The organism is Streptomyces turgidiscabies Car8 (genome assembly GCF_000331005.1).
Lineage (GTDB): Bacteria > Actinomycetota > Actinomycetes > Streptomycetales > Streptomycetaceae > Streptomyces > Streptomyces turgidiscabies.
Genome location: NZ_AEJB01000208.1, coordinates 164,669 through 177,407 on the forward strand (window position 1 = coordinate 164,669; position 12,739 = coordinate 177,407).

Below are 12,739 nucleotides of genomic sequence, written 5' to 3' on the forward strand. Positions count from 1 at the left end.
GCTGGTCAGCGGGATCAGGCGAAGAGTCGGCGCCAGGTCTCCGGCCCGGGGTAGCCGTCGGCGTCGGATCCGGTCCACTTCTGGGCGTGCTGGAAGTCGACGACGTTGAGGCGGTCCGCCTCACCCCAGCCGCGGGACGGGCCGACGCGGTAGTGCTTGCCGTGGCCCTTGCGCACGAGCTGCTGGCCCAGCAGGAGAATCGAAGTGTTCGACTTGCCGGGTCCGAAGGCGCTTCGGCCGGGGAACGCCGGCGGGCCCGGCTTGGGCGTCGTCGACATGGTGGTCGGCCACTTCGGCATCGGGCCCGGATCCGTGTGCGTGTTCTCGGGCGTCTGGCCGTGGCCGTAGTGCCCGCCCTCCGTCTCCCAGGTGTGCTCGCTGCGGTTCGCCTTCCAGGTCGGGGCACCCATCGGCCAGGCGTCCGGCACCCCCCAACTCCGCGCCCAGGCCAGGATCTTGTCGAGTCCCTTGGCCGGGGTGTCCCGCACGGTCGCGTACGACGTCCCGTTCACGCGGCAGTACGGGAAGAACACCGTCTCGACTTGGAGACACACCTTCCCAGTGCGGTTGGTCCGGGTGCCGCCGGCCGTGTCGACGACCGACTTGGACCGGCTGTTCGCCGGGTAGAACTGGGCGGTCCTGCCCGTGAAGGGATCCCAAAGCAGATGCGGCGCGACGCCCTTGCCGCCGCCGGTGAAGTACTGCACGAGCCTGTCGAATGCCACGAGATCGGCGGGCTTGGCCGCCGTGGCGTTCTTGTCCCACGTGATGTGCCAGATGACGCGTGGGTCGTACTGCGTGTCGGTGGGTGCGGTGTCGCTGAGCGGGTGCCGCTCAACTCCAGGCAGCCAGAGATCAGGCATGGCGCGTTCCTTGTTCTCCCCCGCGCCTGCTGTTCCGAGCCTACAGTCCGAGCTTGCCGGTCACGATCGCGACGATCACTCCCACCACGACCGGGGCCACGAGGGCGGTAAGAGCCAACCGCCGTACGCCGCGTGCCTCTTGGCGCTCCGTCTCACGCTCGCGCCGCAACTGAGCGACGTCGTCCTCGACAGCTTTGATCCGTACCTCGTCAGTCCGCCGGTCGGCGTCGTACTGGATCTTCGTCACCATCTCGGCGAGCCGCGCGCTGAAGGCAGCGAAGTCGGCGCGCAGGTCGTCGCGCATCTGTTGCATGGCCCGCAGCAGTTCCCACGGCGTGGGGTCCTGTCCCGGCGGCGAGGTCACCGCGCTCCCTTCGGCAGCCCCGCGCCGCTGAAGATCAGTCTATGAGACGCGGCATACCCCGGGATTGCAGTGAGGTCGCCGTGGATTGTGTCGGATCAGCTGGGAGACCGTCTGGAGCCGCTCTGGTCCGTGGTCGGGGACAATGCTTGGGTGGCAGATAGCGGATCTAAGCGTCGTCCCTCGATCGTGCATCTGAAGCCGACGGACGGGACCGTGAAACAGCTGTACGGCACCGCGTTTCGCTGCGGCGAGCCGTCGTGCAGTCGGCCGTTGTACCGGCAGAACAACGAGACTGGCGAGCGCATCCTCAACAGCCGTGTTGCGCACATCCATGCACGTAGTGAAGGTGGGCCGCGCTGGGCGCCGGAAATGCCTGAGGAGGAGAACCGCAGCGAGGACAACTTGCTGTTGCTGTGTGTCGAGCATGCTTCCGAAGTCGATGTCACCCCCGAGCACTTTCCAGCGGAGACGCTGCGGGAGTGGAAACAGGCTCAGCTTGACGAGTACGCAGAGATCCAACGGGCTTGGCCGCTGGACGACGCGGAAGCGGCGGAGGCATCTGCCGCGTCCTTTGACCCGCATCAGGTGGGCGTTGCTACCGCTGGTGCGACAACAGTTGTGGCAGCGGCACGCTGTGTCGGGCTGATGGTGGCCACCGGAAGCCAGCAGCGGCGTGTCCCTCGCGAGGCGGCTCAGGCTTGGCAAGCTCTGCGCGAGCGCACGACCAGGTCAATGCCTGTCTATGACGCCGACGGCGAGCGCCTACAGGTAGAGCCCTCCATGATGGAGACCAAGCCATACCGAGAGGCGCTAGAGGCAGCCCTGAGCGAGAACGTGGCGGCCTTGGAACCCCTGGCCGCCAATTTGGTGGCGGAGCTTCATGCAGTCGCTGCTGCCGCTAAGCAGCTAGCACCCTGGTGCAATTGGGTTGAGGCCCAAGCTGGGAAGCTAATCGCCGCTGCTGGACGTTGGCCAGGACACCCACCGATCCAGGATGACGAAGTTTGGCCCGAAGCGGTCGCCGAATTGCAACGGGCTTCGCAAGCATTGAGTGCCGCATGGCGCGGCGATGAAGCGCCCATGCCTCCCGAACGAGAGGTCATGACAGAGCCGGAGGAGACAGAACAACAGCGTGCTGCCCGGGAACACCGCGAACTCCTCGATCTGACGGGGCCATGGGTAAGGGTGACTCACCGCCCCTATAATTCCGAGCTGTACACCCGGCTGGTGGATGGAATGCATTTGGTATCGGGCTTGCCTGAAATCCAATCACTTTTGGGGGTTGGGCTCGAATCGACCGCGCGGCACGCTTCGCGAGTAGCCCGCAACGTCGATGATGAAACCTATCGCTTTCTGATTCAGCAGGCCGCTGAACTTCGGCCTCTCTGCTGCGCCGTTGCTCTTCTCCGGCATCTCATGCTCACGGCCAAGAGTTCCGAAAGGGACAGCTTGCAGGAAGAAGCACGCATGGAGGCAATGCGATTGCTGCTAGCCGAGACTTGGAAAGTTCCTGATGTTTGGGTGGACAACAAGGCTCACACGCGGCGACTCCTTTCTATGACAGCCGAATTCAGTAGCATTGCAGCAGTGCGAAATACGTTGGTAACCGCGATTGACCATGATGCGGGACTACTACCGGTTATGCTCGACGGCATAGCACAATGGAGCGAGCAACGGGATCGGGAAACATGGCAATACTCTGGTGCCTCCTGCCAAATTAACGAACTACCCGAGTGGTTCCCCACCGAGCAGGTCGCAGCAGTGATTCGCCGACAGCTACCTCACCTGGAACCGGCTGACGAATTCGCGAGTGAAAGACATAGCGATGATCTAAACCGCCTCGCCTCTCAGGTGCTATGGATCGCAGCAGGCAACGACAACGAGTGGTAGAAGCCTTGGCTGGCAATCCCTAAGCGGGGCTGACAAGTCGGGTTCGGCGCCGCGCCACCGAAGTGCAAGCACCACTGGTGCCTATTCTTCGCAGCCGAGCGCGGCGCTGCTCATGGGATGCAGGATGCTGGGACCAATCACAAGATGGCCTGGCCGGTGTAGTCGTCGGTGGAGCCGCAGTCCTCCACCAGGAGGTAGGCGACGTTGCTGCTGCTGGCGGCGAGCGTCCACGTCTGTGCGACTCCGCCTTGAGTTCCGGTCCAGCACAGTGCGGCTGTGACGTCGCTGCCCGTGGTGTTGGTCAGGATGGTCTGGACGGAAAGGGCTGCGTTCGCTGTGGAGGCTTGCAGGTTGTTGACGCGGATCTGGTCCTTGTAGATCGTTCCGGAAACGGTGTTCTTGCGAATTCGGTACAGCGCATAACTGTCGCTGGCCGCACCGTGCAGCCCCCAGAGGGTGACACGGTAAGCACGGCCATTCTTGAACGTGATACTGCCGGTGGTGATGAGGGACGTCTCCGTGCTGGAGAATGTAACGTTCACGGATAGTGTCTTCTGTGCAACAAATCCACGCCCCTGGGATTTGCCGTAGACGCTGAGGTCACCGTCTAGGGCGAATCCGCTGGAGGTGAGTTTGGCGGTTGACCGGGCCGAGCCGGGCGGGGCGTCCCGGACGTGCAGCTCGATGGAGGAACCCGCAGCAGCGGTGTCGGCCCCGTAGCCGTTGATGTACGCCACTCCGTTGCCGCTCAACTCGTTGGCGTACAGGTTGAAGACTGAACCCGCATAGCCGGGGACGTGCCCTTGGAGGAACAGGCCCGTCTCCTGCGCCGAGCCGTTCACCCTGGGGGCGCTGAGTGCGACGCTGGGGATTTCGTAGGTGACGGGGCCATCTGAGCCGTAGGCGATGGCGGTGCTGAGTTCGGCCGGGGCCGCCTCGTTGGCGCTGCCGGAGTAGAACTCGATCGATCCAGTCTCCGGGTTCGTGTTTCCGGGGCTGATGACGACACGCTGGCCGGTCGCGGCAGTTCGCAGTACTCCGCCGGTGATGACGGCGCCCTTGATCGTCTTGCCGTTGATGGCATCGGCGTCCAGCATGCTGGCGTTGATCACTCCGGCGGTGAGCAGGGCGAGCCGGGCGGAGTTCACCTCCAGGTGGTCGCCGGTGATGGAGGCGAACTTGATCTCCCGGCCGGTGAGGGTCTGGGCGACGACTTTTTCGGCGACTATGGAGTCAGCGGCGAGTTCGGGTGTGCCGATCGATCCGGCGAGGATGACGCCGGCGATGACGACGGTGCGGATCTCCGCGTTGTCGAAGTAGACCTGGCCTGCGGAGGATTGATACGTCTCCAGCCACACGGTGGCGTTGACGGTGTTCGCGGGGGCCCGGACCTGGCCGCTGATGCGCGTCCATCCGGTGGCCGGGGTGGAGGGTGTCTGAATCACACCGAAGCCGAGGGTGGCCCCGGTGCCGTCGAGCCAGCGCAGGTAGAACTTGGCGGCCGAGCCGGTCCAGTCGGCGGACGTCTTGTAGTCGACCGCGAGGAAGAACCGCTCGCCCGGCAGGGCGGGCAGGGTCATCACCAGCAGGCTGCGGGTCGTCTGCTGCGGTGCAGCGGCGTTCACCCGCAGGCAGCGGACCGAGGCGTTGCCGGGGCCGTCGGTGGACCAGTCGTCGTTCTCTTCGATCAGGCTGTCGGTGTACGGGCCTTCAAAGCTGGCGTCGGGAAGCAGGTTGCCGGTCCCGATGGCCATGCGGTCGGCGTCGACCGCGCCCACGGCGATCTTGTTGCGGGTCACAGCGGCCTCGGCGAGGGCGAGTTCGTCCACGATGCCGTCCAAGACCTCGTCGGCCACGACCGCCGCAGGTCCGACGGGCCCGGTCTGCCCGGACGGCGCGGAGGCGGTGCCAGAGGTCGAGCGGGCGACCAGCCCGACGTACAGCGGCTGATCGGCCGGGACGAGTACAGTGCCGCCCTGGGGGGATTCCAGGGTGGCACGTAGCGTCGCCGGGGTGGGTTCGAAGCCGTTCACGGCGGCACCATGGATCTCCAGGCGTGCCCAATCCAGCGGCACGGCCGCGGCGTCGGTGAACGCGCCGGCCCAGCTCACGGCGATCCCCCCGAGGACCGGGGCCACCGCCGGGGCCACCGGAGTCGGTGGCGGCGGGCCGTTGACGGCGATGACGCCGCTTGTCCCGTCGGGCTGCTGGCCGACGATCGCGCGCAGTGAGCCGTCCTCGTCGAAGACTTCGACCGCCCCGTTCTCGATCGACGAGTACGCCAGGCGTGCGGTGCGGGTCGTGCGCGCCAGCTGCCGTTCGAGGACGGCGACGCGGGCGGCCAAGCGGGCGATGTCACTGCTCATGTGGTGCCTCCGCCGTAGGTGAAGCGGTCTGCGCGCTGGAGCTGGAGGACGGCCTGCTCGGGGTCCTCGCCGGAGGCGGGCCGGATCTGCCAGCCGACGATGCGGCACCAGGCGTCGACGTCGGTCCACTGGTCATGGACGCGGACCCGTACGTCGTCACCGGTCTGCCAGGCCCCGTAGCGCGCCGCGGGGTGGTCGCGGACGGTGATCTCGGTGACCTCGCCGATGACCTGGCGGGAGACGCGTTCCTGGCGGGCGCGGGCGGCCAGCCGGTCGTTCGCCTTCTCCCCCGGTACCTCGAGGAGGTGTTCCAGGCGCAGCCGTCCGTCGCGTACGGCGTCGACGGCGCGGCGCCGGTTGCGGCCTTCGCCGGCGCCGAGGGCGATGACGACCTGGGCGAGGTTGTCGGCGTCGTATTCGACGGGGACCGCCTTGACGATGTTGACGCCGGATTCGAAGTGGATGTCGGTGCGGCGGCGGCCGAGGCGGGGCCAGCCGATGCGGATGCGGCCCTGGGGGGTGCCGTTGTGCCAGGCGGCTTCCTCGGTCCACTCGGGGCCGCCTTCGACGGCGGCCATGTCCGCGACGACGTCACCGAGTGAAGGGGTGTCCCACCAGTCGATCCGGTAGGGGTCCGCCGGGGTGCCGACGGTGACCTTCGAGGTGGTGTCGTCGACCTGGATGCCGAGCCGACCGTCCGGCGTCTCCTGGCAGTACGCCCACACGTCGCGGATGACGTCGCACGGGTCCGCATGGGTATAGGGGCCGCGTGCGTTGAGCTGGCCGTGGACGTCGTAGCGCCGGTAGGGGTAGGAACCCCAGCCGGATGCCTCGATGTTCAGCTGCTGGCCTTCGGGGTCGGCTCGCCAGATCAGGCCGCCCCACAGCAGCCTGCCGTCACGCTCGGCGTAGATCTTGGTGTTGCCGGGGTCGAGCTGGGAGCGGACGAGATGTGCCAGGCGGGGTTCGACAGCGCCGGTGAGGCTTCCGGTCGCCGACAGGGCGGGTCCGAACTCGACGCCGGTCAGCGGCAGGTCCCAGGCGAGGACCTTGTTGGTGAGTGCGTCGGTGGTGAGATAGCGGTACGACGGCGACGCCATCGGGCGCGTTCCTTGTTCTCCCCCGCGCCATGGTCTGGTGCTGCCGGTGTCGTGTCAGAGGAGGCCTTCGGTGAACTCCACATCGGCGATGAGCGACGTCGCCGCGTCGACGCCGAGGTTGCCCCACTCGGCTTTCGAGGGCTGGGTGCGCACGTACAGGTCCTGGGTGGTGCCGCGCAGGGCGGTGGAGAGCGTGATGGTGTCGGCGAGGACGACGGTGTTGCGGCGGATGTTGGCGCCCTGGTCGTCGTCGATGGCGGTGCTCTGCCCGTAGTCGGTGCCCAGGGCGGTCTGCATGTTGGCGAAGACGTCGGCCTCCGACAGGCGCAGGCCCGCGAGGGTCACCACCAGCTTGGCGCCGGTCGCCCAGCTCGGGATGGGGACCTTCCAGCGGGCTGCCGCCGGCCAGTTGTACCACTGGCCGTTCTGCGCGACGAGGCGGCTGAGTGAGCCAGGGTAGGCGGTGTGGAGGGTGCGTTCACGGCGCGGGTTCGCGATCTGCCGCAGGTCGGTGATCATGGCGCTGGTGACCGTGGCCGTGTTCGCCGGCAGATCGAGCCGGGCGAGCGGGATGGCCGTCATTCCGGCCGGGACTGTCTTGGCCGAGGCGGAGACGCCGGACACGACGTGGAAGTAGCCGATGTCGTCGGCGGCCGGGTTCCGGTTGCCTTCGTACTCGGGATCCTCCACGCGCAGGCATACGAAGTCGGACCGGGCCGAAGCACCGGTGGGGGCAATCGGCACGGAGGCGTCGCCCACGTTGTACTGGGTGTACGAGCCTTGGCCCCAGGCGGCCCCTCGTACGACGGCCGAGCCGTCGCCGACGCGGACGCCGGCACCAGGCGTCGCCCACGCGCTGACCTTCAGGTCGTTTCCTTCGGTCACGCCCTGGTTCCCGGACGCGAGGTCGCGGATCATCATCCGGAAGGCACGCGCGGGGTGGGTACCGCCGTGCGTCAGCATGGGCGGCTGTATCAAGGCCATCTGGGAGTGCTCTCCTTCACAGGGCGGTGTGGGCGTCGCGCCACGACACCGTGAGGCGGGTGGAGTTGGTGTAGTCCGCGCCGGTCCACCGCAGTTCGCTCCTGCCTGGCGGGATCTGGAACAGGTCGAGGCGGGAGGTGGAGGACAGGGCGGTGGCGGCGTTGCCGCCGTTGCGCAGGACCCAGCGTGTTCCGGGGCGCGTGTCGATCTGGAGGATGTCGTTGTCGCCGAGCGTCAGCGACAGGTCCAGGGCCCGCCCGGTCTCGGTGATCCAGATACGCGGGTTCACCACCGGGCCCTTGATCCTCAAGGAGGGCCAGGCGGCCAGGTCACCGGCGTTGGCGATCCAGCCGGGACGCTCCACAGGATTGGAGACGCCGGTCGTGACCGGTGCGGTCACGGGAACGGTGAATCCTCCTTGGTCGTCGTCGAGCGCGAGCGGCAGGATGACCTGCTGCTCGGGTTCTCCGTGCCACACCGGGTCGGTCACTTCGAAGACCAGGTTCAACGGGATCCAGCCGAAGACAGCCTGTGCCATGGACACCGGCTCGACGTCGCGAATCCTTCCCAGCACACGCTTGGGCCCGGCGTGGCCCGGCCAGAACACGCGCAGTGTCTGCAACGCCCCTGCGGTCTTGCGCGTCGTGGGGTCCGACGCGGCACGCTTCAGCTCAGCCAGGGCATCGGCAGCGGCCCCGGGATCGCCCGGCGTGCGGATGCCGGCCTCGATCGTCACCGTCTGGGTGCCGTAGTAGTCCACGCCCGGGAAGGCGCCGTCCTCGGTCGGCAACTCGACATCCTGGGAACGGACTTTGGGCGTGCCGAAGCCGGTGATGTCACCGACGGGGTAACGCGTTCCGGGGCCCATAAGGACTCCCGCGAAGTCGACCTGCCACTCCTGCGTGATCGTCGCCATCAGATGCGGCCTCCTCGTTGGGCGTTGCGCAGCCGCCGCATGATCTCCGTGCCGACGCGGTTTGCTGACGTGGTGTCGGCGCCGCCGTTGACGGTTACGGGCATGGATCCGACGAGTGCGGCGGGCCGCTCCTCGCGGACGATCACGACCTGCACGCTGGACTGCGGGCGGGCATCGACCAGTTGGAGGGGTCCGGTGACGCCTGCGGGGGTGAGCTGGTAGCCGAAGCGTCCGGCTACGTCGCTGAGGACCGCGGTGGCCGGGCGGCGCTGGGCCTGGCCGAGGGGGACGAACGCCTCCCCCTGGGTGGCGGGTTCGGCGAACCGCACGATGCCGTTGCTGGTGGCGTAGATGCCGGGGGTGAGGATGCCTCCGTTGAGATAGGCGAGGCCCTTGGTGGCTTTGTCCAGGTCGGACAGGAACCGTCTCGACTTGCCGCCGAGAGCGTTCTTGATCCGGGCCCGTCCCAGGGTGGCGATCTCGATGACGCGGTCCTCGTCCAGTTCGGTGGCCTCGGCGACGTCGTGGAGGCCGGTCTTCGACGTCTTGATCGCTCCGATGACCGCCACCAGGTCGGGGAGGTCCCCGTCGGGCAGAGTCTTGTTCGCGGACTTCGCCGCGTCATTGGCGGACTTCGCCTTCTTCCGGGACTTCACGGCCTCGGCGGCAAGGGTTTCGGCGTCCGTGTCGCCCTGCTCGGCGAGCACGCCGGCCAGGTCCGTGTAGCCCAGCGCCGACAGCTTCGCGAGGTTCGCCTCGAAAGCCTGTTGATCCTTGGCCGCGTCCTTCAACTGGGCGGTGAAGTCGCCCAGGGTGGCCTTCGCGACCGCGCCCAGGCGTTCCAGGTCGCTCGTCATCTCCTGGACGTAGCGGGAGCTGCCGGTGGCCATCTTGCGGGTCAGCTCCACGCCGTCCTCGCCCATGGTCTCCAGGGCCTCGGCGACATCCTGCCCCGCGCGCCGGGCCACGGTCGCGAGGTTCTTGCGCCAGGCCGCGGCCTTCTTCGACGCCTCGTCGAGGTTCTTCTCGAACAAGGCCAGGTCGAAGATCTCGACCTCCTTGCCCCCGCGTTTGACCGTGCGCGTCGAGTCCGAGCGGATCGACGAGAGGGAGGTCAGCTCCGGGCGGTCGGCGGGACTGTATGTCCAGCCCGACAGCCCGCCGTCGGCGTACCAGTCGACGTCCTTGCCGCCGAGGCGCCGTACGACCTCCGTGGTGATCGCCCGGGAGCGGGCGCGCTTATTGTGGGCGAGCGGGATGTATGCCTCCGGTCCTGCGGCTTCCTCGGCCCACACCCGCCATGAGCCGGCCCGGGCGATCTGCGCGACGTGGTTCTCGCGCTCGCGTACGCCGCCGTCGGCGTAGAAGTCGAGGACGGAGCCGTTGGCCTGCCGGGTGGGTGCTTGGATCGAGTCGGGGACACCGTTGGCGTCGCGGTCCCACGACGATGCCTGGCGCTGGATGATGAGCGGCACGACCACGGGCGGCGGCTGGTTCGCTCTCACGCTGACGGTGACGGTCTTGCTGCCGGGGATGTTCTGCACCGAGACCCCGATGGCGTCGAGCTGGGTTCGGACCGCGGCCATGTCTCCGGACAGCAGAGCGGACGTCAGCGACGCGGCGGCCTGCGAACCCTTCTCCTTCGACACGACCGTGACCAGGTCGAGCATCCCCGCCCAGGAGTCCCGGGCGTTCAGACCCGCTGTACGGAAGGCGCCGACCACACGAGCCAGGTCGGGGGCCTTCACCTGCGCGTCAGCGCCCCAGATCGACTGCAGGGTGCCCATGGCCTCCTCGACGCGGCCGTCGAGGAGGGCGTTCTTGAACGCGGCGGCCGAGTCCTTGCCCTTGCGTCGGGCGACCTCCGCGATCAGTTCCATCCCGCGTTCCAGTTCTTGGCGCGCATCAGCAGAGCCGGCCTTCGCGGCCTCGCCGAGCTGGCTGAACGCCATCTTCGAAGTGACCCGCGCGAACGCGGCCGGGTCGTTCGTCTCGGAGGCCTTCGCCCACTCGCGGGCGATCTTCTCCCCGTACTGGGCGGCGATCGCGGGCAGCAGGTCCAGCCCCTGCTTGTACGCCTCGGTGGACCGCTCTGCGTCCTCGGTGACGATCGCCTGCATCTCGTCGGCGATCTGCGTCTTCCCGGCCTTCAGGTTCCTGACGAGCTCGGCGAGCATCGGCGCCGAGTCGACCCCCAACTCGGCGAAGTGTCCGGTCAGGTCGCCGTAGCCCGCGATGGCCAACTCGGACAGGTTCGACTGGAAGTCGCGCTGCGCCTTGGCCTGGGCGCGCAGTTCCTTCATGTAGTCGCGCAGCGACACCTTCGCGTCGTCGGCATCCTTGCCCGCCTTGCGCATCGCCTCACCGGCCTGGCTCTGCGCGTCCTTGAACGCCCTCGACGGATCGACCGCGTCCCCGACCGCGGTGGCCAGGGCCTTCATGTCGTCCGTGTACTGAGGGGCACCGTTCTTGTCGAGGGGGATCAGCTGGTCCAGGTTCCACGCCGTGCTGCTGGTGGCCTGCTGCTTGATCTTCGCGGCGATGATGCGTTCCTGCTCCAGGCGCTCCTGGTAGTCCTTGATGGACTGGTTCCAGATCCCGCGCCGGTCATCGAGCGCCTTCTTCGCCTCGGAGAACCGGGTGACGTTCTCGACGCCACCGGGCTCATCCCCGCTAAGGACCTTCCGGTTGTACTCCAGAGCGTCCTGATCGAGCCTCATCTTGAGCGCGGACAGTTTCACTCCGCCCGAGGTGATCGCGTCGACGGCATCGTTGATGTCCACCCCGGCGTCCTTGAGGGTGTCGAGGTCGTCCCCGCCGGTGATCTGCTCGACGAGCTTGCGCAGGGCCAGACCACTTCCCTGCTGCTCGCCCTCCGCCTGCAACGCTGCGACGAGTTCGTCCGTCGCGTCCTTCGCCTCCTGCTTGGACGCCGTGTACGCGGCGTATCCGAGGGTGCCGACCGCCAGCAGCGCGGTCAGCCCGGACACCGCCAGGCCCGCCCCGGACAGGACGGTCGGCAACAGCGCACCGCCGGCCCGGGTCATGGCCAAGTTGTTGCGGAATCCGGTGACTTGGAGGCTCAGCTTCGCGAACGCGGCCCGTGCGATCAGAGTGGTGGCCACGAGGACGGCCAGCCCTGCTGCCAGGGACTTGACCGGCCCGGGGAGGTCATTGACCGTCCCGGCGAACACGTTCAGGGTTTCACCGACGGCCTGCAGCGCGGGCAGCAGGGCGCGGCCGAGGTCGATGCCCACCGCGCGGGCCTGGTTAGCGAACAGCTGCCACTGCCCGGCGGTGGTGTCCATCTGGATGTCGTAGGCCCGCTGTGTGGCTCCGGCACGCTCGACTTCGTTGGCGATGCCCGCGTAGGTGTCGGCGTAGTTGTGGCCGTCCGCCGCCGCGAGCGCCAGTGCGGCACGCGTCGCCCGGATGTCGCGCCACAGGTTCGCCAGGTTCTCCGCCGAGCCGCCCGTGGACTGGTTCAGCTTGTTGACCACGACGTACAGGCCGTCCTGCTGGACTGCGGATGCTGCCGACTCGTAGCCCAGTTCCCGGATTTCCTCCTTGAGTTCCCGGGTCGGCTTCATCAGCCGTGTCATCAGCATGTTCAGCGCCGTCGCGGACTCGGCGGCGGGGATGCCGGACAGAGTGATCGCAGCCAGCGCCGAGGAGAGGTCGTCGAACTCCACGCCGGCCGCCGCCGCCATCGGCACCACGTCACCGAGTTGCTGCGCCAGTTCCTCATAGCTGATCACGCCGAGGTTGACGGTCTGGAACATGACGTCCATGACGTCGGCCGCGTCGGAAGCTTCGAGGCCGTACGCCTTGAGAACTCCCAGCAGTGCGCGGGCACTTACCTCGGAGGTGGTCAGGCCGGCCGCCGCTCCTCTGGCCGCGACCTCGAGGATCGTCATCGCCTCGGCGCCGTCGAAGCCCGTGCTGACGACCTGGTAGAGGCCGTCGGCAAGCTGTTCGGCGGTCTGCGGCAGCTCGGTGGACAGTTCGACGATCTGGTCGGTGAACCGGCCGACAGTGTCGCCGGTGATCTGCCGGCTGATCGTCATGACGTTCGCCATCGCCTTTTCCAGGGCGATGGCCTTGGCGACACCGACGCCGAGGACGGCGCTGATGATCAGCCCACTCTGCGCGAGGGAGACGGCGCGCTGGTGACGGGCTGCAGCGAGCCCGGTTTCGGCCCGGGCGGTGCGCTGCGCCGAGACCGCCGCATTGCGGGCGGCGGCGAGCTGGGCTTC

At 67.7% G+C, this 12,739-nt stretch carries 8 protein-coding genes; 1 reads left to right on the forward strand and 7 read right to left on the reverse strand.

What is annotated here, in order from left to right:
• Nucleotides 1-14: 14 nt before the first annotated feature.
• On the reverse strand, nucleotides 15-863 hold the full coding sequence (locus tag STRTUCAR8_RS54115; RefSeq protein ID WP_006376261.1) for a peptidoglycan-binding protein: 849 nt from the start codon (nucleotides 861-863) through the stop codon (nucleotides 15-17).
• A gap of 40 nt (nucleotides 864-903) precedes the next feature.
• Nucleotides 904-1,227, reverse strand: a complete 324-nt coding sequence (locus tag STRTUCAR8_RS13745; protein ID WP_006376211.1) for a hypothetical protein — start codon at nucleotides 1,225-1,227, stop codon at nucleotides 904-906.
• Nucleotides 1,228-1,440: 213 nt separating this feature from the next.
• On the opposite strand from STRTUCAR8_RS13745, the gene STRTUCAR8_RS52485 reads away from it, so the two are divergent.
• Nucleotides 1,441-3,117, forward strand: coding sequence for a hypothetical protein (locus tag STRTUCAR8_RS52485; protein WP_143666482.1), 1,677 nt, complete (start codon nucleotides 1,441-1,443; stop codon nucleotides 3,115-3,117).
• A 137-nt stretch (nucleotides 3,118-3,254) separates the two neighbouring features.
• Here STRTUCAR8_RS52485 and STRTUCAR8_RS48720 read toward each other — a convergent pair whose 3' ends face one another.
• The 5 genes from STRTUCAR8_RS48720 to STRTUCAR8_RS13770 all read right to left on the reverse strand — a co-directional run.
• The gene (locus tag STRTUCAR8_RS48720) at nucleotides 3,255-5,483 is read right to left on the reverse strand and encodes a hypothetical protein (RefSeq protein WP_006376263.1); all 2,229 of its coding nucleotides are present in this window, start codon (nucleotides 5,481-5,483) and stop codon (nucleotides 3,255-3,257) included.
• Nucleotides 5,480-6,583 carry a hypothetical protein gene (locus STRTUCAR8_RS13755; protein WP_006376206.1) on the reverse strand — a complete coding sequence of 368 codons (1,104 nt, stop codon included), beginning with the start codon at nucleotides 6,581-6,583 and terminating at the stop codon, nucleotides 5,480-5,482. The genes STRTUCAR8_RS48720 and STRTUCAR8_RS13755 overlap by 4 nt, the downstream gene beginning before the upstream one ends.
• 54 nt (nucleotides 6,584-6,637) lie before the next feature.
• The gene (locus STRTUCAR8_RS13760; RefSeq protein WP_006376269.1) at nucleotides 6,638-7,567 is read right to left on the reverse strand and encodes a hypothetical protein; all 930 of its coding nucleotides are present in this window, start codon (nucleotides 7,565-7,567) and stop codon (nucleotides 6,638-6,640) included.
• A 16-nt stretch (nucleotides 7,568-7,583) separates the two neighbouring features.
• On the reverse strand, nucleotides 7,584-8,483 hold the full coding sequence (locus tag STRTUCAR8_RS13765; RefSeq protein ID WP_006376325.1) for a phage distal tail protein: 900 nt from the start codon (nucleotides 8,481-8,483) through the stop codon (nucleotides 7,584-7,586).
• A partial coding sequence (locus STRTUCAR8_RS13770) for a phage tail tape measure protein (RefSeq protein WP_044472136.1) occupies nucleotides 8,483-12,739 on the reverse strand: 4,257 nt, incomplete at its 5' end. The genes STRTUCAR8_RS13770 and STRTUCAR8_RS13765, both read right to left, overlap by 1 nt.

Bases quoted from the DNA above. Each gene is read 5' to 3' on its own strand.
- STRTUCAR8_RS54115 (WP_006376261.1), bottom strand. From the start codon at position 863: ATGCCTGATCTCTGGCTGCCTGGAGTTGAGCGGCACCCGCTCAGCGAC.
- STRTUCAR8_RS48720 (WP_006376263.1), bottom strand. From the start codon at position 5,483: ATGAGCAGTGACATCGCCCGCTTGGCCGCCCGCGTCGCCGTCCTCGAA.
- STRTUCAR8_RS13755 (WP_006376206.1), bottom strand. From the start codon at position 6,583: ATGGCGTCGCCGTCGTACCGCTATCTCACCACCGACGCACTCACCAAC.
- STRTUCAR8_RS13760 (WP_006376269.1), bottom strand. From the start codon at position 7,567: ATGGCCTTGATACAGCCGCCCATGCTGACGCACGGCGGTACCCACCCC.
- STRTUCAR8_RS13765 (WP_006376325.1), bottom strand. From the start codon at position 8,483: ATGGCGACGATCACGCAGGAGTGGCAGGTCGACTTCGCGGGAGTCCTT.